Raw genomic sequence first — 22,055 nt, 5'->3', positions numbered from 1 at the left:
ATAAAAAAATTTAGCAGATTTAATTGTAGCACAGATTAAAAACGATGTATATGCCTTAACAAAAATTTATCACTTTTTTCACAATTACTTCCCCAATTTTTAAGCCGTCCATGGCTGCTGAGGTGATTCCTCCCGCATATCCGGCACCCTCCCCACAGGGATAAACACCGCGGATACTGCTCTCCATCTCTGCATTTCGCTCTATGCGCACAGGGGAGGAGGTACGGCTCTCCACACCGGTGAGAATTGCGTCATCCCTGGAAAAGCCGGGGATCATGCGGTCAAAATATGTGATTCCCTCCTGCAGGGCGCTGCTGATACCGGCGGGCAGAAGTTCTCTTAGATTGGCAAAGGACCAGTCTCCTTTCAGGCAGGGAGTGATCTGTCCAAGTCCGGTACTCTTACGGTTCTCCTTAAAATCACCGAAAAGCTGGAGGGGAATTCTGCCTCCGCCCAGACGCCAGGCGGCCCGTTCTAACTCTCTTTGGAATTCCACGCCGGAAAGGGGGCCGGTATTTCCGTAGTCGTCAGGTGTTACGGTGACGATCATGGCACTATTGGCGTTTTTTGAGGCGCGGTCCTGGTAGCTCATGCCATTGACTGCCAGCATGCCCTCCTCTGAGGAGGCATTGACCACATAGCCGCCGGGACACATGCAGAAGCTGTACACACCCCTTCCCCCCGCTGCCTTGTGGGTTAGCTTGTAGGCTGCCGCCCCTAAGGTTTCATGTTCTCTGCAGCCGTACTGGTACTGGTTGATGAGCGTCTGGGGATGTTCAATGCGCAGTCCGACTGCGAAGGCTTTGGCCTGCATGGAAAATCCGCTTTTCTCCAGAAGGGAAAACGTATCCCGGGCGCTGTGCCCCACGGCGAGGACCAGTGTGGAAACAGAAAGCTGTTCTCGGTGATTGATCTCAATGCCCGTAAGCTGTCCTTTTTCTGTATGGATACCGGTCAGTGCACTTCGGAAACGGATCTCACCGCCCAGCGCTTCGATTTTTTTTCTGAGATTTTTTACAATCGTCACCAGAAGATCCGTGCCCAGATGGGGTTTCTGCACATACAAGATTTCATCCGGTGCTCCGCATTCCACAAAGAGACGGAGGACCTCCAGGTTTCTGCCTGCAGGGTCCTTGACCAGGGTGTTCAGTTTTCCGTCAGAAAAGGTTCCCGCACCGCCCTCCCCGAACTGCACGTTGGATTCTGTATCCAAAGCTTTGCCGTCCCAGAAGGACTGTACTTTTTTCATGCGGCTGTCCACATCGTCCCCCCGTTCGATGACAAGGGGAGAAAGACCTGCACGAGCCAGATAATAGGCACAGAAAAGACCTGCCGGACCGCTGCCCACAACTACCGGGCGCTGCAGTCTGTCTCTGTTGTCCGTGTGCAGATAGGTATAGGGCACTCTTTTGGTTGACATAACAATTTTATGGTCAACTCTTTTAAGGACAGTGCTCTCTTTTTTTACCTCTGCGTCAATGGTATATACGAAAAAAAGATCCGGATTTTTTCTGGCATCCAGGGATTGTTTCCGGATGGACCAGGAAAGAAGCTCTTCTTTTTTTATTTTCAATGTTTTTATAATCTTTTTTTCCAGTTCGTTTTCAGTGTGTGAGACCGGAAGCTTTAATTGTTGTATGGTGAGCATGTATCTACCTTTCTGTTATAAAGCGGCATGAGTGCCTGCCATGGCTGCACTGGACCAGGCCCACTGCAGGTTATATCCTCCGCAGATACCGTCTGTGTCCACCACTTCCCCCGCGAAAAAGATACCGGGATGAAGGGAAGATTCCATGGTTCCTGCGGATAACTCCTCTGTGGAAACGCCGCCGGAGCATACCTGCGCCTGCCCGAGGGAACGAGGCCCCTTGACATCCAGTTCCAGGCATTTGATTTTCTGTACCAGAGATGCTGTGTCAGTCTTGTCATCCTGAGTCAGCACATCAATGAGTTTTTTCGGAAAAAGTCCCACAAGGCTTTCCTTCAAAGTCTTGTAGGGGCAGTTATCCATACGGGTTTTCAGAAATGCCTCCAGGGCTTCCTCTGTGAAATCCGGCATAAAGTCAAGCAAAAGCCGTACGGGCACACCCTCATCCAGAAGCCGCACCGCATAGCCGCTCAGCTGGAAGACCGGGATTCCGGAGACGCCGTATTCTGTGAGCTGCAGCTCGCCTCTCTCCTCCCGGAAAATCCGGCGGTCAACGGCAAGGGAGACGCAGCCCTCTGCGCGGACGCCTGCCCACTTTTTAAAGAAGCTGCCTTTGCAGACCAGAGGCACCAGTGCGGGGAGCGGTTTTATAAGCGTATGGCCCAGCTTTTTTGCAAGCTCGTACCCGAAAGTACAGGAGCCTGCAATCTCAGATGCCGGTGAACCGCAGGCGATGATCACACTGTCGGCGGGATACTGCCAGGACGCGGTTTTGACCAGCCATCTGCCCTGCTCCCGGTCCGGGCATGCACAGATATCTGTTACCTGTTCCCTGCATTTGATCTTCACTTTCAGATAACGGGCCTCCGCTTCCAGAACCTCCAGCACACTGGATGCCTGCAGACTCGCGGGGTAAAGGTAGCCGTCACGGTTCCTGGTGTAGATACCCAGCTTGGAAAAAAAGGCCACTGTCTGCTGCATGGGAAACTGCTGTATGACCTCCCAGGCAAATTCCGGGTGCCTGCCGTGGTAGCAGGAGGGGTGCTGGTAAGTGTTTGTTAAATTGCATCTGCCGTTTCCTGTGGCCAGAAGTTTTCTTCCCGGTTTTTCATTTTGTTCCAGCAGAATAACGGATGCGTGGTTTCTGGCGGCGAAGATGGCGCTTACCAGTCCGGCAGCGCCTCCGCCGATGATGCAGACAGTTTTTTTCTCCATGGATCTATGCCTCCTGTATTGGCAGTACCGCTATTTTTTTATCTATAAGTTTCTGTAAGGACATGAGGATTCCCAGTTTTGCGTGGTACCAGGTAAGACCGCCCTGAAAATATACGGCGTAAGGAGGCTTAATGGGGCCGTCCGCGGACAGTTCAATGGAGGAACCCTGTACAAAGGCGCCTGCCGCCATAATGACATCGCTGTCGTATCCGGGCATAGCCCAGGGTTCCGGCTCCACATAGCTGTCCACAGGTGCTGCCGCCTGAATGCCTTTGCAGAATTCTATGACGCCTTCCGGTACACCGAAGGTAACTGCCTGAATAATATCATGGCGGCTTTCCGTTCCGTTCGGTACCACTCCAAAGCCCAGGCGCTCATAGATATTGGCTGCAAAGACAGCGCCTTTCAGCGCTCCGGCCACCACGGTCGGTGCCAGGAAGAAGCCCTGGAAGAAGGGCTGGTTCACGCCAAGAGTGGCACCGACCTCTTTTCCGAGACCGGGAGAGGTGAGACGGTAAGCCGCATTTTCCACATATTCTTTTTTGCCCGCAATATAACCGCCGATGGGGGCCAGGCCGCCGCCGGGGTTCTTGATGAGGGAACCTACGATCAAATCCGCACCTACGTCAGTGGGTTCTATGCGTTCCACAAATTCACCGTAGCAGTTGTCAACCATGCAGATGACATCCGGCTTGATATTCTTTACAAACGCGATCAGTTCTCCGATGCGTTCCACAGACAATGTGGGACGGGTCTGGTATCCTTTGGAGCGCTGGATCGTGACCAGTTTTGTCTTCTCATTAATGGCCTTTTTGATGTTTTCATAATCAAAGCTGCCGTCAGGAAGCAGGTCCGTCTGTCTGTAGGTGACTCCGTATTCTGCCAGGGAGCCTCTGGACGGGCGGATGCCGATGACCTCCTCCAGGGTGTCATATGGCTTGCCCACAGGGGAGAAGAGTTCATCACCGGGGCGCAGGTTGCCGGAAAGAGCAACCGCAAGGGCATGGGTGCCGCAGGCGATTTGGGGCCGTACCAGTGCTGCCTCCGCGTGGAAAGCGTCTGCATATACATCTTCCAGGGTATCTCTTCCCAGGTCATTGTATCCGTATCCGCTGGAGGCGTAGAGACATGCCTCGCTGACTTTGTTTTTCTGCATTGCCAGGAGCACCTTCATCTGGTTATATTCCGCGTTATCGTCGATGGCTGCAAAGCGTTCCTTCAGTTCCTGTTCTATTTTATTTCCATATGCCAGTACCTCACTGCTGATTCCCAGTTCCCGGTACACTGCATTCATTTCCTGCATCACAAATTCCTCTTTCCTTACATATTTTCAGCATGTATTCCAAAATGGCATTCTCATTGTAGGAGAATTCCGGTTTGTTTACCCATATCACGTCTTTTTCCCTGCGGAACCAGGTAAGCTGCCGCTTGGCAAAATGGCGGGTATCTCTTTTCAGAATGTAGACTGCCTCCTCCAGGGTGATCTCTTCGTCCAGATAGGACAGGATCTCCTTGTATCCAAGGCCCTGCATGGAGACCATATTTTTGGTGTAGCCCATGTTTTTAAGTTTTTTTACTTCAGGGACCAGACCGGCATCCAGCATTTCATCTACCCGCTGGTCAATACGGGCATAAAGTTTCTCTCTGTCATCGTTTAAGACAAAGTAGGCTGTATTGTACGGGGAAGTTTTCTCTGCCTCCCGCTCATTGTGTTCGGAGATGCGTTCTCCTGTCAGTTCATAGTATTCCAGGGCACGTATGACACGTTTTATATTGTTTTCATGTATTTTTTTTGCGGAGGCAGGGTCGACTTCCCGGAGGCGTCCGTGCATCCAGGCGGCTCCTTTTTCCCTGGCTTCCTGCTCAAGCTGCTGTCTCACCGGGCTTTTTTCCGTGTCCTCGGAAAAATCAATGTCTTTTACCACGGCCTGGATATAAAATCCTGTACCGCCGGTTAAAATAGGAATCTTTCCCCTGGCGTAAATTTTTGCCATGGCCTCTTTTGCCATCTGCTGGAACCGGACCACATGGAACTCCTCTTCTGGATTCAGCACATCAATGAGATAATGGGGGATGTTGTCCATCTCTTCTTTCGTGATCTTGGCGGAACCGATATCCATATGGCGGTATACCTGCATGGAATCCGCGGAGATGATCTCCCCGCCAACAGCGTGAGCCAGCCGGACAGACAGGTGGGTCTTGCCCACCGCCGTAGGTCCGGTCAGTATGATCAAAGGTTTTTTCAAGCTATTCACCTACACAATCCGTTTGAATTTCTTTTCCAGTTCGTATTTTGTCATGGAGACAATGGTGGGTCTTCCATGCGGGCAGTGATAAGGATTTTCCAGTCCCAGAAGCTCGTCGATCAGTTTGTCCGCTTCCGGGACGGAGAGCATCTGGTTGCCCTTTACAGCGGCTTTGCAGGCGGCTGTGGCGATTCTGTGGGTTATCAGTTCAGGGGTCTGTCTCCTGCCCTCTGTTTCCAGGCTGTCCAGAATCTCTATGAACAGTTCCTGAACCGTGACGCCGTACAGATTGGCCGGAACAGCGCTGATGCTGTATTCCCTGCCGCCGAAGGAAGAAATCTCAAAGCCAAACTGTTCAAATATCTCCATCTGCTCTTTTAAAAGCTCTGCCTCCTGAAGACTGAGCGCGATGATCTCCGGTGGACTTACCATCTGGGAGATGATCTCCCGCTGGCTGAATTCTTTCATGAAGCGCTCATAAAGCACTTTTTCGTGGGCGGCGTGCTGGTCAATGATGTAAAATTTCTCATCGTATTCCACCAGCCAGTATGTGTCAAAAAGCTGGCCGATGATGCGGTGGCGCAGTCTGGCTTTTTTGGAGAGAAGCCGGTCGTCAAACAGCTCCATCTGCCGGGGGCTTTCCGGTATTACGGATACTGACTCCTGTACCGCTGTGGCCGCCGGGTCTGCTGCTGCGGTTTGCGGCAATGGTTGTATTTCATCGGCGGGCTGTGCAGTATTTGATGGTGATGTTTCATTTGCAGGCTGTGCGGCATTTGATGGTGATGTTTCATTTGCAGACTGTGCGTCATTTGAAGGCATCGCTTCATTCGCAGGCTGCACAGCAATTGATGCCTTGGTTCCATTTGCAGACTTTATGGCAATGGATGACGGTTCTTCTGCGTTCATGTTGGAAATGTCCTGCGCTCCATGTTCGGGTGCAGGGAAAGTTGTGGCTGGCCGCACACCGATGCCGGAAGGCGGAGTATTTACGGAAGGCCGAATATCCGCATCCGGGGAGGACGGTACAACAGCGGGGCGCACGCCTGCAGGAAGGGGAGCGGGCACAACACCTTCGGTCCCCCGTTCGGAACCGGATTTTGAAGTCTCAGGTCCCGTTCCGTACTTATACGGACGTTTTTCCTCTGCTATAAAACCGGTATTCTGCTGTGGTGTGTAAATGTGTGATTTCTGCTTCTGCGGTGTATTGGAAATGCCTGCTCTTCGTCTCTGTTCAAAGGGTTCCGGGCCGTTTGGTTTTCTGCCGCCGCGTTCCTGCTCCTCCTTGTCCTTTCCCTGGTCAAAATCAATGTCGGGGATCAGTTCCCTGTGCGCCAGCACAGAAGTGAGCGCCTCATAAGTGGCCTGATAAACAGCCTGCTGGTTCTGAAACCGGACTTCCATTTTTGTGGGATGTACGTTTACATCCACCTCATCTCCCTGAATGTTGTACTGCAGGCAGACAAAGGGGTATTTATGCTGCATCATATAGGGCTTATAGGCATCCTCTATGGCCTTCATGAGCACCTTGCTTTTTACATATCTGCCGTTAATATAATAATTTTCAAAGGTTCGGTTGCCTCTTGCAATGACAGGCTTTCCCGCAAATCCCTCTATGGAAATCCCGTTCTTTTCATACTTCACGGCGGTTACCTCACGGGCTATATCCCTGCCGTAAATGCCGTAGATGACATCCTTCAGGCTGGCATTGCCGGAGCTGTGAAGCTTTGTCTGTCCGTTTACCATGAATTTAAAAGAGATGTCCTGATGGGACAGAGCGAGCTGTTCCATATAGGAACTCACATAACCGGCTTCTGTCATGGCTGTCTTTAAGAATTTTGCCCTGACCGGCGTGTTGAAAAACAGGTTGCGGACAATTATGGTAGTGCCGCAGGGCGCGCCGATCTCCTCCAGAGACTTTTCTTTTCCGCCTTCTATGAGATAGCGCACACCTGTGAGGGCTTCCGGTGTTTTGGTTATCAGCTCCACCTGTCCGACTGCTGCAATGCTTGACAGAGCCTCACCGCGGAATCCCAGGGAGGATATCCGCATCAGGTCTTCCACCTTCTCAATTTTGCTAGTGGCATGGCGCAGAAAAGCAAGGGGCACCTGTTCCCGCACCATGCCGCCGCCGTTGTCGGTCACACGTATGAAGGAGATGCCGCCCTCTTTGATTTCCACGGTAATGGCAGAGGAACCGGCGTCGATGGCATTCTCCACCAGCTCCTTCACCACGGAGGCGGGACGTTCCACCACCTCGCCGGCCGCTATTTTATCTATGGTATTCTGATCTAAAACAGCAATTTTTCTCAATTCTATCACCATCTGTTCTTCAGTTTGTTCTGAAGCTTATAAATTGTGTTCAGCGCGTCAATGGGTGTTAAATTAGAGACATCAATATTTTTCAGTTCCTCCAGCACATCATCATCCTTCACGGTGTCAAACAGGGATATCTGCTCTAAGTCCAGTTCGTCCAAATGTACCTGGGGCTTTGTCTTCGTCTTTTTATTTTCCGAGGCGATATCCTTGACCGCTGCAGTGATGTCCGCGCTGACCAGTTCCTCCACCAGTTCTTTTGCCCGCTCAATGACCACATCCGGTACACCGGCCAGTTTTGCCACTTGGATACCGTAGCTCTTGTCCGCACCGCCTTTCACGATTTTACGCAGAAAGACAATGTCGTCTCCACGCTCTTTCACGGCAATGCAGTAATTGTTCACGCCGGCCAGCTTGCCTTCCAGTTCGGTCAGTTCATGGTAATGGGTGGCAAAAAGTGTCTTAGCTCCCAGAATCTTCGTGTTGCTGATATATTCAATGACTGCCCAGGCAATGGAGAGGCCGTCAAAGGTGCTGGTTCCGCGTCCGATCTCATCCAGGATGAGAAGGCTTCTGGACGTGGCGTTCCGCAGAATATTGGCAACCTCGGTCATCTCCACCATAAAGGTACTCTGACCGCTTGCCAGGTCATCGGAGGCGCCCACACGGGTAAAGATACGGTCCGCAATGCCGATGTTGGCCTTTTCAGCGGGGACAAAGGAACCGATCTGTGCCATCAGGACGATCAGGGCGGTCTGGCGCATATATGTGGATTTACCTGCCATATTGGGTCCGGTGATGACAGATACCCTGTTTTTGCTGTTGTCCAGGTACGTGTCATTGGGAATGAACATGTCGTTGGGAATCATTTTTTCCACCACCGGGTGGCGTCCGTTTTTGATGTCAATGACTCCTTTGGTGTTGATCTTGGGGCGGACGTAATTGTTCCTGGATGCCACCAGCGCAAGGGAGATATAGGTGTCCAGCTTGGCTATGGCCTTGGCTGTCCGCTGAATCCGCTCCACCTCCCTGGAGATGGTATTGCGCACATTCACAAAAAGTTCGTATTCCAGGGCGTAGAGCTTATCTTCTGCCCCCAGGATCATATCTTCCAGCTCCTTCAGCCTTGGAGTGATATAGCGCTCCGCGTTGGTGAGGGTCTGCTTTCTGGTATAGTATTCCGGCACCATATCCTTGAAGGAATTGGTCACCTCCAGATAATAGCCGAATACCTTGTTGTATTTGATCTTCAGATTGCGGATGCCTGTCTTTTCCCTCTCTTCGGCTTCCAGTTCCGCCAGCCAGGATTTTCCTTTTGTTTTGGCCTCACGGAAATGGTCCACATCTTCATTATAACCATCTTTGATGATGCCGCCCTCCTTCATGGCAAGAGGCGGTTCCTCCACAATGGCGGATTCCAGAAGGGTATACAGATCTCTTAAGTCATCCATATCCTCGTAGACGCACTGCATCTCTTCTGTGGAGAAGCTTTTGACAAGCTGTTTGATATACGGGATCATGGAGATGGAGGATTTGAAGGAGATCATATCCCGTGGATTGGCGGACTGATAGCTGACACGCCCGATCAGACGCTCCATATCATAAATGGGATTTAGATATTCCCTTATCTCCTCCCGGTCCATTTCCCTGGAATTGATCTCTTCCAGGGCATCCAGACGGCGGTTGATGGAATCCTCGTCAATGAGGGGCTGCTCAATAAAGGAGCGCAGCATTCTGGCTCCCATAGCAGTTTTTGTCTTGTCCAGAACCCACAAAAGGGAACCCCTCTTCACTTTCTCACGGAGGGCTTCCGTCAGTTCCAGATTCCTTCTGGATGAACTGTCAATGACCATGAAACGGTCTGTGATGTATGGGGTGATGGCACGCATATGCTCCAGGGAGTTTTTCTGTGTTTCCAGCAGATAAGTCAAAAGGGCGCCTGCTCCGATGACAGCACATTCATAATCCTTCAGTCCCAGGCCTTCCAGTGTCCCCACACGGAAATGCTCTTTCAGGGTTCTCACACACAGGTCATCATCAAAGTACCAGCTCTCCAGCGGATACAGGGAGATGTTCAGCCGGTTCCTGATCTCTTCCAGGTCCACGCCGCTCATACAGAATGCCTCATTACAGATGATTTCCGCCGGTGAGAACTTGTATACCTCGTCCAGAAGGGTTCGGATCTTATCCACCTCTGTCACCATAAAATCACCGGTGGTTACATCCGCAATGGCGATGCCGAAACGGTTGGACAGATAGACAACTGCCATAATATAGTTGTTTTTCGTCTCATCCAGTGCCTGGGTATTCAGATTGGTTCCCGGTGTGACCACACGGATGACCTCTCTTCTCACCATCCCCTTGGCTTCCTTTGGGTCCTCCATCTGCTCGCAGATAGCCACCTTGTAGCCCTTCCCCACCAGACGGTTTATGTAGACTTCTGCCGCGTGGTAGGGGACGCCGCACATGGGCGCCCGCTCGGACAGGCCGCAGTCCTTACCGGTCAGGGTCAGTTCCAGTTCCCGGGATGTTGTGACCGCATCGTCAAAAAACATCTCGTAAAAGTCGCCCAGGCGGTAAAATATAATACAGTCTTTATTTTCCTCTTTTGTCTTCACGTAATGCTGCATCATCGGTGAGAGTGATGCCACATCCACGTCTTTAAATGTAAGTCCCATATATTGTCATCCTACTTTCGTACCCATGTAATAGAATCCTCTGCACTCATCAAGCCGCACACGGACCAGACTGCCGATCAGAGAGCTGTCTCCCGGAAAATGCACCAGTATGTTGTTGGAAAGCCTTCCTGTCATAAGGGGTTTATCGTGTTCATTCTGCTCCTCCACAAGAACCTCCTGTACGGTTCCGGTGTCCCTGGCAGACATTTCCCTTCCTATGGCCTGTACTCGTACAAGAAGCCTGTCAAAACGGTCTTTTATGACCTCCTCGGGAATCTGGTCTTCCATGACAGCAGCAGGCGTTCCGGTCCTCTTGGAATAAATAAAGGTAAAGGCACTGTCATAGCGCACTTTTTCCACCACGTCCATGGTCTCCAGAAAATCCTCCTCTGTCTCACCGGGAAATCCGACGATAATATCCGTGGTAAGAGAAATATCCGGCACTGCGGCACGAATCTTCTCCACAAGGGCCAGATACTGTTCCTTGTCATATCTTCGGTTCATCAGTTTTAAGATACGGCTGCTGCCTGACTGCAGGGGCAGATGAAGGTGTCTGCAGATCTTTTTGCTGTTTTTCATCACCTCGATCAGCTCGTCCGACAAATCTTTCGGATGTGAGGTCATAAAACGGATCCGGCGAAGCCCTTCTATCTTCTCAATCTCCTGTAAAAGCTGTGCAAATGTCATGGGTTCTTCCAGGTTCCTGCCATAAGAATTTACGTTCTGGCCCAGAAGCATCACCTCCACAACACCGTCTGCCACAAGCTGTTCAATCTCTCTTACAATATCTTTCGGACTTCGGCTTCTCTCCCGGCCGCGCACATAGGGAACAATGCAGTAGCTGCAGAAGTTGTTGCATCCGAACATAATATTGACACCGGATTTGAAGGAATACTTCCTTTCTGCAGGCAGGTCCTCCACGATTTTATCGGTGTCTTTCCAGATATCTATGACCATACGGTCAGAAGTAAGGGCGCTTACGATCAGCTCTGAAAATTTATAGATATTATGTGTGCCGAAAATGAGATTCACAAAGGAATAGCTCTTTTTCAACTTTTCCACCACGTGAGCCTCCTGCATCATACAGCCGCAGAGCGCGATCATCATGTGGGGATTTTTCTTTTTCCTGGCATGAAGCTGGCCCAGGCGGCCATACACACGTTGATTGGCATTCTCCCGGACGGTACAGGTGTTGAAAATGACAAAATCCGCATCCTCGTCCTGTTTCTCCACATATCCGATATTTTCCAGCACGCCCACCAGTTTTTCCGAGTCTCTGGCATTCATCTGACAGCCGAAGGTATTGACGCAGAAGGTCAGAGGACGGCCCAGCGCTTCACTTTTTTCTTTCACCAGAGCCCGTGCTTTTTTCATAAAATAATACTGGCGGTCCGGCTCCTTAGCCGGCGCTTCACCGCCTGCATCTATATTTCCCAGAATTTCTTCCAAATTTTCCTGATTCATTCCTTATCCTTTCCAAAATGCAAAATCAAAACATTCACGATTCCTTGTCACTGTTCTTATACACGTTTTGAACATTCACGACTTATTTTACTATAACGGATTTTAATTTTCAATCATTAAAATTTACATAATATCGGAACAGTAACGGAAAAAAGGGCGGAATGTATCAAAATTTGTCATACATTCAACCCTTTTCTTTATGTATACGGCAGATCTGCAAGTCTGCCTGCTGCGCTTAATGTTTTGTTTTCAGTCCGTATTTCGTGCCTAAGTTAGTGACGGTTCCGTCTTTTTCCTGGATATCAATATTGTCCAATTGGGCACGCATGTTCATGCGTATGGTGGCAATATATTCTGTGCGGAGCTTTTTCTGCTCCTCTTTTTCTTCCGGGGTCAGTTCTGTGACCTTTGATTTTCTTGCAAGCTCGTTGATCCTGTCGATCTGTTCCTGTTTCATGTGTATGGTCTCCTCTCTTATTGTCTCAAAGGGGCGGCATCACAGCTTCTGGATAATGTCATCCAGGTAAAAGCCTTCTTTTTTGTCCGCTAAGAACAAAGTGCCGTGGTTTCTTCCCTGCATTATTTTATGTATCACGTGGAAATCCTCTCCGTTGGCGATCACCATGTCAGCGCCTGCGCTGGTTGCAATATGGGCGGCGGTGAGCTTGGTTGCCATGCCTCCTGTTCCCACAGAGCTGCCTGTGCTGCCTTTTGCCATTTTCTCCAGATGGCTGTCTATCTTCTCCACCACGTCAATGAATTCGGCGTCCGGGTTCTGGTTGGGGTCATCCGTGAAAAGCCCGTCAATATCGGACAGCAGGATCAGCATGTCCGCATCCACCAGGGCTGCCACCAGAGCGGAAAGGGTGTCGTTGTCACCGAACTCAATCTCATCTGTGGAGATGGTGTCATTTTCATTTACAATGGGAATGGCTCCCATATCAAACAGCTTGTTAAAGGTGTTCATGGCATTTACTCTGGTGGCTGCATTGATCATGGTGTACTTTGTCATGAGCACCTGAGCTGCGGTCTGGTTGTACTCAGAAAACAGCTTCTGATAGATCATCATAAGCCTTGCCTGGCCCACTGCGGCACATGCCTGCTTCTCCGCCAGTTCATCGGGACGCCTGTGGATGCCCATGGCGCTTCTTCCCACCGCAATGGCACCGGAGGAAACCACGATCACATCCTTGCCCTGGTTGTGAAGGTCTGCCAGTTCCCTGACCAGAATCTCCAGCTTTGTCAGATTTAAACGTCCTGTCTGCTCATGTGTCAGGGAGGAAGAGCCGATTTTTACTACAACTCTTTTTTTATCTTTTAATTTTTCTCTTATGTTCATTATTGATCACTCCATCATTTTCATGTTCTCTTATATTACACCATTTTTAAGAGTTCGTCCAGAGCGGCTTTTTCTTTAGCTGGAATAATTCTCAAGGAAACTGTAGAGTTCATCTGTCCCCACAATCTCTTTGCCTCCCAGCACCTCCGCCTGTTCTTCGCTTGGCAGTGCTTCCAGAGGAATGTCCGTGTATTCAAAGACTTCCTTTCCATCTTCCAGATAAACGACCAGGCTGCCGTTTTCCATACGGACACAGTAGCGTGTCTCCTGATCGGATGCGGACATATCTCCCAGCTCCTGCCGCAGTACCACCTGGTTGTCAGCGTAGGAGGATACCCGGTAACGTTCCTTCACCAGTTTTCCTGTATCCGAATTGAAGGATTCAAAGACATAGTCACTGTCCCTGGAAAACGGATTGGCGGAGACCTGCTTTCCCATCAAAGCGCTCTCCTGTTCCAGCCGGTTCATCCTGTCTCTCAGAGAGGTGAGCTGATAACTCAGGAAAAAACCACAGCTCAGGAAGAAAATGGCAAAGACAAGGCCGATACTATAAAAAATTCTTTTCATGAAAGAATCACTCCTTTATTCATATAAACTATCTATGAATATTAGTATCGGCCTTTTTTTCCACTTTATTCAGTTATTCCCTGCATTTTCAAAAGCGCAGCAGAGATTTTTCTTATTGGGCGGGCACTTCGGCTGCACCGGTATCTTCCGGAGTCTCTGCGGGCGCTTCTGTTCCCTGTGCCGCATCCGGGTTTTCCGCTGCATCCGGATTCTCAGCAGCTTCCGGGGCTGCCGGTTCCGGGCCTGAGATTTCCACCTGGTCCGCATTGGTATCCTGGATAATGCAGATCCAGGTCTTTCCGGGATTCAGGGTGATCTCATTGCCACCGGCATCGTAGTAATGGGTCGGTTCCCATTCGGAATCTTTCTTCCAGGTAATGTCAATGGCCTGACCTTCCGTGATATACTTGCCGCTTCCTCCTGCCATCACGTTGATGTTCAGATATCCGTTATCGTCATAATTTTCCCAAGGGCAATACTGGAGGATGACATTTTTGTAGCCCAGCTGGCTGCCTGTCAGCTCGTCAATCTGCGGTTCCCCGTACTGGGAACGGTAGTAAAGCTTATCCTCCGCGTTATAGTCAAACCACGGGTCATTGACGGAGTAATGGGGCTTTATCAGGGTTGCGGGTGTGCCCCCTGCGGGAGCTGTCTCCTTGCCCACCCATGCGAACTGGAAATGTCCCTTGTACTCCGGGGAATACTCCTGGCTGTAGGCATTGATCTCAATTCCCTTCTGCAGTCCCGCAAAGCTTGTGTATGCGTTGTGGGGTGCCACACGGTCTGTAGTACGGTAGTAGACATCCGCACCGTATCCTGAGAGGCCGCTTAGATTATTGACTTCCGGCAGTTCCAGATAGGGAAGGGCGTAAGCCGCCTGTCCATAATGAGCGTAGATCGCTTCAAATTCCATGGCATAGAAAATATAGTAATCCCTGCAGCTTCTCACAGAGCCGATTTTCTCCAGATTGTCGTAATCCTCAAAAATACCCATAAGCCTGGTAATACCGCCCTCCACAGGTGCCTCATACACAACACCTGCATTGGCAATTCCCGCCTGGGGGACCGCTGCCTGGATATTGTTCAGCATAACAGCCACGGGCCTTCTCTGTCCGATGGCAGGACTTACATACTCTCCTGTCAGGTAACTTTTCATCATGCCCTCAGGGATCTGTTCCGTCTCCGGTTCTTTTGGCTGCAGTACAATCTCCTTGACCTCTTCTTTTTCCTCAGGCTCCTCTACCGTCTCCTGCGGAATCTCCTTTTTCTCAGCCTCTTTCTTTTTCCCGCATCCTGCAAGCAGTGTGGACGCACAGACAGCTCCCACCAGCAGCCATGCGAGATATTTTTTTGTTCTCATAATTTTCCTCCAATTTCTTATCTGCGGATTCCAAGCCCTTCAAGGATGGCCTCCTGTTTTGCTTCCATGACAGCAGCCTCTTCCTCTGACATATGGTCATAGCCCATCAGATGCAGCATGCTGTGGGCTACAAGAAACGCAAATTCCCGTACAGCGCCATGTCCGTACTGCACGGCCTGCTGAAGCATTCTGGGCACTGCGATCATAATATCCCCTAAAATCAGCTCCCCTGTCTCAGGATGGAATGCGTCCTCGGATTCCTCTAAGAAGGAAAAATCCCCCGGTGTATCATAATCCAGCATGGGAAAGGACAGCACATCTGTCACCCTGTCTATCTCACGGAATTCCCGGTTCGTTCTTTGGATGTCCTCATCTGTGGTGAGTACTAAGCTCACTTCGGCCTCATAGGGACAGTTTTCAGAATCCAGGGCTGCTTCCACAACCTGCCGGGCAATGGACTCATAATCAAAATCCACATTTCCGGGATATTCCTTGTCAATATTCAGTGTCATACATTTTCCTCCCCATTATTCTCTTTTGTATGAGTTTCTATCGGTTATTATTCATTTATTTTCTGCGCATATGCGTCTGTCTGCCGGACGGTCCCGGCTTTTTATCCGCCTCTGCTTTCTCAAATGCCTTCACAATATCCTTCACAAGCCTGTTTCTGACCACATCCCGGTTATTCAGCCGCACTATACCGATCCCGTCAATGGAACCCAGGATAGCGGCGCATTTTTCCAGTCCGGAATCTGTGTTCTTTGGAAGGTCAATCTGTGTCACATCTCCGGTCAGGACCATTTTTGATCCTTCTCCGAGCCTGGTCAGGGCCATTTTGAGGGTTGAGAGTGAGGCGTTCTGACTTTCATCTATGATAATGCTTGCCCGGTTCAGGGTTCTGCCCCGCATATAGGCAAGCGGTGCGATCTCGATGGTTCCCCGCTCCAGATATTTCTGGACCTGTTCATTTCCCAGAATATCGTTGAGGGCGTCATAGAGAGGGCGAAGATAGGGGTCTACCTTCTGGGATAAATCTCCCGGAAGAAAGCCCAGCCGTTCCTCCCCGGCCTCAATTGCCGGACGGCTCATGATGATACGCTCAATATTACCGTTTTTCAGATCTGCCACAGCCTGGGCAACCGCCAGATAAGTCTTTCCGGTACCGGCAGGACCGATGCAGATATTTACCGTATTTTCCTTTAGGGCTTTGGCATAGTTCTTCTGGCCGATGGTTTTGCATTTAATGGGACGGTTTCTGTGGGCAAGGACAATGACATCGGACATGGCCTTCATGGTTTCCTCAATCTCTCCTGCCTGGATGGATTCCAGCACGCGGTAGACTACATCCGTGTCAATCTTCTCTTTTCTGTCATGAATGTCCCGGAGGGATTTGAGAGTACGCACTGCACTCTGTACAGCCTGCTCAGAATCTCCGAGAATCTCCACATGGGAGTTTCTGGCGTTTATTGAAACAGACAGGGCATTTTCAATGAGCTTTGCATTGCTGTCCTGAACACCGAAAACATCCATCTGCTGATCTAGTGTAAATTCTAGTTCCTGCTCCTGCAAATAATTTCTCCTCGCTTTCCTGCAAATTACAAAAATCCAAATTAAATTATACTGCAACTCTCCGGCTTTTTCAAGCCCCGGGGATTTTGAGGTGCGCAAACCAGCCAGTAAACGGTTGATTTTCGCACCTGTTATTTATCTTTCTATGCAGAGGCTATGATAATACCTCAACCTGATCATACACTACCATAGCTGAGAAGGTTTCTTCTTTTGTCTGCAGGTTCATAGAAGCTGCCGCATATCCCCATATTCTTACCGGAACAGCCATTCCTGCTGCCATCAATGCCAGGTCACCACGGACAGCTGCTGCATTGTACAGCCTCTTGCCGAATTTCGAGTAATACCCGCCATACCAATTTGATACCCCCGCAAACTAAAATAAACAAGTCAGCTTAAACACCATTTCACAATATTTTCAATCAATTTTGTAGGTAATGCTTTATCATAAGGAAAATATATTGCATTTTTCTTAGTGACAAATTCGTTTAACTCCAATGCAAACTTTCCAATAGCTTCAACCCCTACATAGAAACTGATGTGCTTTTTACAAGCAGAAAATGAGATGGATTTTCCTTCTTTCTCATAATATGGCATACTCCATAATATACGTTCATTTACACATGGAACACTGTTTTGTAATATAATCATCAGTTCTGTTAAGTGGGGGTGTGTTTCTATGGGCTGCGAATCTATATATTCTAATACTGTTTTGGGTGCTTTCCCGCAGTAATGACCTTGATTTATTCTTTTAAATTCTCTCCCGCATTTGGGGCATATCCACATATTCCGTTTCCTCCGTAAATTTAAATTTTTCAGTTTACCATACTGGGGTTCTATAATTCCATTCTTCCCGTAGTATGTTGGCCATTTTTGATCCGACAAAGAACCATCTGAATAAAATCCATTCCCTCAGGCCGATTTGAATATGCTGTATCCAATTTCGATACTGGAAATGATAGGCTCTGTTCCATCCACTGCCCCTCCTAACACCACACTTTTAAACTTGCCTTATTATACTATATATCAGTTCAGATGTATAGGCTCTGCTGTTTTCCGGCTCCCGCTTCTTTTCCACACTATCCGGGGCATTCTTATGCGGCATGTCTTTCCGGTTTGCTTTCAATCCGCTCAATGAATTTCCCCTGTACCTCTGCGGTATACCGTTCTTTCAGTTGTTCGGCCTCATCATGTCCCGGGGCAAAACTTAAGATCATTACTTCAAATGTGGGATGACAAACGCAAGCATTTTCTGACATGGCAAATGATTTATGAAAATGGTATAATAAAAACATTATATCCTATTAGTTTCATTGCAATTTTTATGGAATCGAGGTGAACACATGGACTGGTTACAGCGCATCAACGAATCGATCAATTATATGGAAACACATTTAATGGAAGAGTTAAGCATTGAGCAGATATCAAATTATGTATTCGCTTCAAAGTCTAATTTTCAGCGCGTGTTTCATATGGTGACAGGTGTGACGATTGGCGAATATATCCGAAACCGCCGCTTAAGCCTGGCCGGGCAGGATCTCCTGCTTACGGACAAAAAAGTTGCTGACATAGCGCAGAAATACCGTTATGACACTTCTGAGAGCTTTTCTAAGGCGTTTTTGCGTTTTCACAGCATTTCACCTTCAGATGTCAAAACATCCGGCGCTGTGCTTCGATTTTTTCATCCTCTCTCTATTAATATTTCAATCCGTGGTGGATTCAACAGGGCTTATCAACAGATTGATGAATTTTGTTGGAATAATCTTGACGAACAAACAATTAAAACGCTGACCGATGCAGAGAAGTATCAAGAACTCGTTCATTGGGCGATAACAGCGAGAGGGAAAAACCCAGGTGTTTTTGATGCGTTGACGGAATGGCTGCTGGATGATATTGAATGGTGCGAAGATAAGCTCAATGAAAACGAACAGATTTTGATGCAGGGTGTATTCGCGCGGTTTTCAGAACAGAACAAACAGCTCCGCCGATACTTGTCGGAATTAAGACCGGCAGGGGTGGTCAACGAAGCGGTGTTCAAAGCCCTGGATCAATTTAATGATCAGTTGTCAGGACAGGTTCCAGACGAGCAGCTGCAGAAAGTTGTGGCACAAGTATTGGATGATTTTTCCCTTATGAAACAGCGCGGCATCAGAGAGCAGATTGCAGGAAGCATAACAGGCCCCACCGGCACGGATCATGCGGACATATACGGCTTTATCAATTATCTGAAAGAATGTGACGCGGAGGTGCAATGGGCGCTGTTTATGCCGGATAAAGTAAAGCGACAGCAGAACGGCTTCAAAGTAGTAAACTATGAATATAAAGAAATGCCCGGTATGCGGTTCATCGGATGGGAAGACGACGATTTGACCGACAGCGAATTGCAGGGGGAGCGTTTTCGTGTACTGGATGCCATGAATGGTGATCCGTCAGGTTTTGACTATGATATTCTGCTCTCGCATCATGAGGGCTTGTCTATCGATGTGGAGCCCGCACATCTTTTTTGGGGACGGTTTATGAGGGCAGACACCCCTGTGCCAAAAGGATTTCTCTCATTTGATTTTCTGCCATATCATGATGGCAGGGCAGGCATCCCATATATTTCTCAATTTGCCTATGCGGAATTCTCGGGAGATTATGAAGCTATGCACAAAACGGAAGGATATAACATCAGTGCCATGTACGACGTCACCAGAAACATTATGCTCAGCCAGGGAATAACGATTCCGTATCCGGATAAATATTGGACAGCAGAAGTATTTAAAAATGGATACGACAAAGGCAGCACTGCTTATATGTTCAGCGCAGAGCTTATTGACACATAAAATTGTTCAAAGCGGTGTTATCAATGTCTCGTTCGGTGGTGAAGACACTCCGACAAACTTGAATTTGGAGGAAAAAATAATAATGTCAGGATTAGAAGTGAAGCTAGAATATATCGACCAGCAAACAATATACGGATTGTGGCAAAAGTCAAATGATAAAACTATTTCCAGAGATATAAAGGCTCTGTCTAAACAGTATCATGCCGTGGTTTCCATGCCGGAGGGAAAGGTGTTACCCTATTTTGTCCTGTCCAGAAATTACAATGAGCAAAGCCGCGATTTTGAATTGTTTATTGGCAGTATGATTGACAAAGGCGGTTTAGAAAGCTGCGTTCTCGCAGCCAGCGAGTACGCCAAAATCACAGTAAAGCCTAAATTGGGCTTTTTGTGGGGGGGCTTCTATCGGAGAGGCAAAACAATATTTCTATACAAAATGGTTACCCAAAAGTTCTTTTGAAGCATTGAATTTGGAATATGAGTATCACACAGAACGAAGCACGGAAAAGCAGCCGACGATTGACATTATCTTTGCCATTCGACGCAAAGCGATCAATTAAAATCAGACAAATCTCATTTTTTTAACTTAATGCTATTGGTAGAAAGAAAAATAAGCAATTCCCAGTTCGTTGAGCTGCACTAATGCAGCCTTTTGGGATAAGGTGTATCATCAAATAGTAATTTGGAGGACTTGAAATGGCATGTTATTTTTGTGTTGATGTATATTTTAATAAAGATAATGAACGTAATGAATATGATGAATATATTGCAATGGTAAAACCAATCGTAGAAGCTTATGGCGGTAAGTATCTTGTTAGAAGTGAAAATGTAATGGCACTCTCAGAAACCAGAACACCAAATAGAGTGATTCTAATTCGTTTCCCTAATAAGGAAACATTGGATAAATGTTTTGGATCTAATGAATATATCTCCATTATGCATAAGAGAACATCAACAGTGGATGCAAGGGCTGTTGTGATTAATGAGGAAATATTATGAAGATACATCAAATTGTATCGCTGTTCGTTGAAATTCGGTCAGGTAGACTCTGACCGTGCCGACGGGGGTCCTCCTTGTGATAGGCCGCTCTTGTATTCTAACCTAAAGGAGAAATCGTATGTATGAAAGAATGTTAAATAAGCAAGTTGTGCCGACCATTGAGGAAATGACATCGTATTGTGGAGTAAACGCCGAATTATTTACAATGCTGAATCAGTGGTTATCAAATCAATATTGCACTTTGCAGGAAACGGTTTTCCCCTATGGCAATCATTATGGATGGGGAATTGCTCACAGATCAAAGAAAAAGCTGCTCTGCAATATTTTTCCGGAAGATAATGCTTTTACAGTAATGGTCCGGCTTTCTGACCGGCAGTTTGCTTCGGTCTATGGAAATATGCAAAAATACACGCAGGAATATATGGATCATAAATACCCCTGCGGCGATGGCGGATGGATACATTATCGTGTGAAATGCAAAGAACATTTGGAAGATATAATGAAATTGTTGATTGTCAAATCGGAACAGAGGATCTGGAGATTTTAGACACGCTGTCTGACGGCGCTTTCATGTTCCTGTTAGACGAAAAAAGCAGATCCCATGTGAAATCTCTGCTGTTCCAGCGAACTTTGATTGGAGTCGTTGCTGTCCATGCTGACAAAATCCAATTCTGTCAGGATTTTTTATCCGTTATTGAACACGCTTAATCCGGCACCCCCATAAATATCAACGGCGGGCCCGCACAATGATCCGCCGCTCTGAGATTTCGCACTCATATTCATCTGCTGAACAAGTATCGGTACAAATAGATGCGCCCGTGTCCCAGGTATTGACATAGCCCTGTGGGAGCTTACCATGATCCTCTGAAACTTTTTTCATTACTCCTCTGTACTGTTTGCGCATTTCTTTTCTTGCGTCTTCCTTATTCCAAAACAAATCCATCACAATAAATACTTCTGCTGTCGTCATCCTTTATGAGAGACATCAGGACAAACAATGGTTTCCCTATCTGATTTGCGTGATTCATCTTGTTTACCTCCCATCGTCTTTTTTGTTTCATACTAAATATGCCGGATGATGAATATATGGAATAAAGAAAAAAGCCATCGGCATAAGCTGGATAGCGTCAAACTGCTATACAATCAAATTAAAATATTGTATGATGAAACAAATGGAAACTGAGGAGGCAAGAAAATGATAACAGGGTACTATTGTACAAATACTTTTTCAGAGTAAGTATCCCAGTTTACCAAGCCAAAAAATAGAATTTGGGGGTAATACATGGAATACAAAGAAAATATGCTATGCTACGAAGATTATTATAGGTTAAGAAAAAGCGTCGATTGGTTAAATTTTTCAGAACAACAGGCTCAAAAAGCTCTTGACAGAAGCTTATATACAGTAATTGCAGTTGAAAATGACCAAACTGTTGGCATGGGAAGATTGATCGGAGATGGTCTGTATTATATGATTATTGATATTATAGTCCATCCTGCCTATCAAAAAAATGGCGTGGGAAGTCAAATAATCAATATGATAATCAAATATGTTGATGATGAAACACCAGTCAACGGGCGTTCCAGCATACAGCTAATCGCGGAAAAAGGAAAGGAAACATTCTATCAAAAAATGGGATTTAAGTTAATCCCTCATGATTATTGCGGTTCTTGTATGAGAAAAGTAATTCATAAATAAATCCCGGGTTGTTGAACTTAAAAAATCTTGCTAATGTTTGTCAACCATTTTTTGAATTTTTTTCAGATGAAAAAAGGGTAACCTTAATAAATCTACCGTATTGTAGATTTGAAAAAAGAAGTATAAAATTAAGATGATT

At 47.6% G+C, this 22,055-nt stretch carries 20 protein-coding genes; 5 read left to right on the top strand and 15 right to left on the bottom strand.

The genetic code is table 11. The features are described from left to right. Positions 1-55: 55 nt before the first annotated feature. The 15 genes from MUB35_RS24420 to MUB35_RS24355 all read right to left on the bottom strand — a co-directional run bounded on the left by MUB35_RS24420 (position 56) and on the right by MUB35_RS24355 (position 17,185). The gene (locus tag MUB35_RS24420) at positions 56-1,648 is read right to left on the bottom strand and encodes an NAD(P)/FAD-dependent oxidoreductase (protein WP_244806977.1); all 1,593 of its coding nucleotides are present in this window, start codon (positions 1,646-1,648) and stop codon (positions 56-58) included. Positions 1,649-1,663: 15 nt separating this feature from the next. After that, on the bottom strand, positions 1,664-2,863 hold the full coding sequence (locus MUB35_RS24415; RefSeq protein ID WP_033142424.1) for an NAD(P)/FAD-dependent oxidoreductase: 1,200 nt from the start codon (positions 2,861-2,863) through the stop codon (positions 1,664-1,666). 4 nt (positions 2,864-2,867) lie between these two features. Then, on the bottom strand, positions 2,868-4,166 hold the full coding sequence (locus MUB35_RS24410) for a methionine gamma-lyase family protein (RefSeq protein ID WP_033142425.1): 1,299 nt from the start codon (positions 4,164-4,166) through the stop codon (positions 2,868-2,870). Next, positions 4,120-5,109 (bottom strand): tRNA (adenosine(37)-N6)-dimethylallyltransferase MiaA, encoded by a 990-nt coding sequence (miaA, locus tag MUB35_RS24405; protein ID WP_033142426.1) that lies wholly within the window; start codon positions 5,107-5,109, stop codon positions 4,120-4,122. Before miaA ends, MUB35_RS24410 begins: the two co-directional genes overlap by 47 nt. 9 nt (positions 5,110-5,118) lie before the next feature. Beyond that, complete coding sequence (mutL, locus tag MUB35_RS24400) at positions 5,119-7,434, bottom strand: DNA mismatch repair endonuclease MutL (RefSeq protein WP_033142427.1); 2,316 nt, start codon at positions 7,432-7,434, stop codon at positions 5,119-5,121. Beyond that, positions 7,428-10,103, bottom strand: coding sequence for a DNA mismatch repair protein MutS (mutS, locus tag MUB35_RS24395; RefSeq protein WP_033142428.1), 2,676 nt, complete (start codon positions 10,101-10,103; stop codon positions 7,428-7,430). Before mutS ends, mutL begins: the two co-directional genes overlap by 7 nt. Before the next feature lie 6 nt (positions 10,104-10,109). After that, positions 10,110-11,567: a tRNA (N6-isopentenyl adenosine(37)-C2)-methylthiotransferase MiaB gene (miaB, locus tag MUB35_RS24390; protein WP_244806976.1), complete on the bottom strand. Its 1,458-nt coding sequence runs from the start codon at positions 11,565-11,567 to the stop codon at positions 10,110-10,112. A gap of 235 nt (positions 11,568-11,802) precedes the next feature. Then, the gene (locus tag MUB35_RS24385) at positions 11,803-12,024 is read right to left on the bottom strand and encodes a DUF896 domain-containing protein (protein ID WP_033142430.1); all 222 of its coding nucleotides are present in this window, start codon (positions 12,022-12,024) and stop codon (positions 11,803-11,805) included. Positions 12,025-12,063: 39 nt separating this feature from the next. Next, positions 12,064-12,906: a glutamate 5-kinase gene (gene proB / locus MUB35_RS24380; RefSeq protein WP_033142431.1), complete on the bottom strand. Its 843-nt coding sequence runs from the start codon at positions 12,904-12,906 to the stop codon at positions 12,064-12,066. Between the two features lie 75 nt (positions 12,907-12,981). Next, positions 12,982-13,473 carry a hypothetical protein gene (locus tag MUB35_RS24375; protein ID WP_033142432.1) on the bottom strand — a complete coding sequence of 164 codons (492 nt, stop codon included), beginning with the start codon at positions 13,471-13,473 and terminating at the stop codon, positions 12,982-12,984. Between the two features lie 112 nt (positions 13,474-13,585). Continuing rightward, on the bottom strand, positions 13,586-14,833 hold the full coding sequence (locus MUB35_RS24370) for a DUF3048 domain-containing protein (RefSeq protein ID WP_052099591.1): 1,248 nt from the start codon (positions 14,831-14,833) through the stop codon (positions 13,586-13,588). A gap of 17 nt (positions 14,834-14,850) precedes the next feature. Continuing rightward, positions 14,851-15,345 (bottom strand): rRNA maturation RNase YbeY, encoded by a 495-nt coding sequence (ybeY, locus tag MUB35_RS24365; RefSeq protein WP_033142433.1) that lies wholly within the window; start codon positions 15,343-15,345, stop codon positions 14,851-14,853. A 55-nt stretch (positions 15,346-15,400) separates the two neighbouring features. Further along, the gene (locus MUB35_RS24360) at positions 15,401-16,402 is read right to left on the bottom strand and encodes a PhoH family protein (RefSeq protein ID WP_033142434.1); all 1,002 of its coding nucleotides are present in this window, start codon (positions 16,400-16,402) and stop codon (positions 15,401-15,403) included. Positions 16,403-16,556: 154 nt separating this feature from the next. After that, complete coding sequence (locus MUB35_RS30545) at positions 16,557-16,682, bottom strand: hypothetical protein (RefSeq protein ID WP_255786267.1); 126 nt, start codon at positions 16,680-16,682, stop codon at positions 16,557-16,559. A 107-nt stretch (positions 16,683-16,789) separates the two neighbouring features. Continuing rightward, positions 16,790-17,185, bottom strand: a complete 396-nt coding sequence (locus MUB35_RS24355) for an iron chaperone (protein WP_033142435.1) — start codon at positions 17,183-17,185, stop codon at positions 16,790-16,792. Between the two features lie 557 nt (positions 17,186-17,742). On the opposite strand from MUB35_RS24355, the gene MUB35_RS24350 reads away from it, so the two are divergent. The 5 genes from MUB35_RS24350 to MUB35_RS24330 all read left to right on the top strand — a co-directional run bounded on the left by MUB35_RS24350 (position 17,743) and on the right by MUB35_RS24330 (position 21,916). Beyond that, entirely contained in the window at positions 17,743-19,224 is a 1,482-nt protein-coding gene (locus MUB35_RS24350) for a helix-turn-helix transcriptional regulator (RefSeq protein WP_081960457.1), read from the top strand. Beyond that, on the top strand, positions 19,166-19,681 hold the full coding sequence (locus MUB35_RS24345; protein WP_244806975.1) for an AraC family transcriptional regulator: 516 nt from the start codon (positions 19,166-19,168) through the stop codon (positions 19,679-19,681). Before MUB35_RS24350 ends, MUB35_RS24345 begins: the two co-directional genes overlap by 59 nt. Before the next feature lie 236 nt (positions 19,682-19,917). Further along, complete coding sequence (locus MUB35_RS24340; RefSeq protein ID WP_033142438.1) at positions 19,918-20,220, top strand: DUF1330 domain-containing protein; 303 nt, start codon at positions 19,918-19,920, stop codon at positions 20,218-20,220. 118 nt (positions 20,221-20,338) lie between these two features. After that, positions 20,339-20,767 carry a DUF3788 domain-containing protein gene (locus MUB35_RS24335; RefSeq protein ID WP_033142439.1) on the top strand — a complete coding sequence of 143 codons (429 nt, stop codon included), beginning with the start codon at positions 20,339-20,341 and terminating at the stop codon, positions 20,765-20,767. Between the two features lie 735 nt (positions 20,768-21,502). Next, on the top strand, positions 21,503-21,916 hold the full coding sequence (locus MUB35_RS24330) for a GNAT family N-acetyltransferase (RefSeq protein WP_033142441.1): 414 nt from the start codon (positions 21,503-21,505) through the stop codon (positions 21,914-21,916). The last annotated feature ends 139 nt before the right edge of the window (positions 21,917-22,055 follow it).

This window comes from Blautia sp. NSJ-175 (assembly GCF_022867815.1).
In the GTDB taxonomy this organism is placed as follows: Bacteria; Bacillota; Clostridia; order Lachnospirales; family Lachnospiraceae; genus Blautia; species Blautia celeris.
This window is presented reverse-complemented; position numbering and strand designations above follow the sequence as displayed.

Excerpts from the sequence above, each read along its gene's own strand:
- MUB35_RS24420 (WP_244806977.1), bottom strand. The coding sequence starts at position 1,648 with ATGCTCACCATACAACAATTAAAGCTTCCGGTCTCACACACTGAAAAC.
- MUB35_RS24415 (WP_033142424.1), bottom strand. The coding sequence starts at position 2,863 with ATGGAGAAAAAAACTGTCTGCATCATCGGCGGAGGCGCTGCCGGACTG.
- MUB35_RS24410 (WP_033142425.1), bottom strand. The coding sequence starts at position 4,166 with ATGCAGGAAATGAATGCAGTGTACCGGGAACTGGGAATCAGCAGTGAG.
- mutL (WP_033142427.1), bottom strand. The coding sequence starts at position 7,434 with ATGGTGATAGAATTGAGAAAAATTGCTGTTTTAGATCAGAATACCATA.
- mutS (WP_033142428.1), bottom strand. The coding sequence starts at position 10,103 with ATGGGACTTACATTTAAAGACGTGGATGTGGCATCACTCTCACCGATG.
- miaB (WP_244806976.1), bottom strand. The coding sequence starts at position 11,567 with ATGAATCAGGAAAATTTGGAAGAAATTCTGGGAAATATAGATGCAGGC.
- MUB35_RS24385 (WP_033142430.1), bottom strand. The coding sequence starts at position 12,024 with ATGAAACAGGAACAGATCGACAGGATCAACGAGCTTGCAAGAAAATCA.
- proB (WP_033142431.1), bottom strand. The coding sequence starts at position 12,906 with ATGAACATAAGAGAAAAATTAAAAGATAAAAAAAGAGTTGTAGTAAAA.
- MUB35_RS24375 (WP_033142432.1), bottom strand. The coding sequence starts at position 13,473 with ATGAAAAGAATTTTTTATAGTATCGGCCTTGTCTTTGCCATTTTCTTC.
- MUB35_RS24370 (WP_052099591.1), bottom strand. The coding sequence starts at position 14,833 with ATGAGAACAAAAAAATATCTCGCATGGCTGCTGGTGGGAGCTGTCTGT.
- ybeY (WP_033142433.1), bottom strand. The coding sequence starts at position 15,345 with ATGACACTGAATATTGACAAGGAATATCCCGGAAATGTGGATTTTGAT.
- MUB35_RS30545 (WP_255786267.1), bottom strand. The coding sequence starts at position 16,682 with ATGGCAGCAGGAATGGCTGTTCCGGTAAGAATATGGGGATATGCGGCA.
- MUB35_RS24355 (WP_033142435.1), bottom strand. The coding sequence starts at position 17,185 with ATGTGGATATGCCCCAAATGCGGGAGAGAATTTAAAAGAATAAATCAA.
- MUB35_RS24350 (WP_081960457.1), top strand. The coding sequence starts at position 17,743 with ATGGACTGGTTACAGCGCATCAACGAATCGATCAATTATATGGAAACA.
- MUB35_RS24345 (WP_244806975.1), top strand. The coding sequence starts at position 19,166 with ATGGATACGACAAAGGCAGCACTGCTTATATGTTCAGCGCAGAGCTTA.
- MUB35_RS24340 (WP_033142438.1), top strand. The coding sequence starts at position 19,918 with ATGGCATGTTATTTTTGTGTTGATGTATATTTTAATAAAGATAATGAA.
- MUB35_RS24335 (WP_033142439.1), top strand. The coding sequence starts at position 20,339 with ATGTATGAAAGAATGTTAAATAAGCAAGTTGTGCCGACCATTGAGGAA.
- MUB35_RS24330 (WP_033142441.1), top strand. The coding sequence starts at position 21,503 with ATGGAATACAAAGAAAATATGCTATGCTACGAAGATTATTATAGGTTA.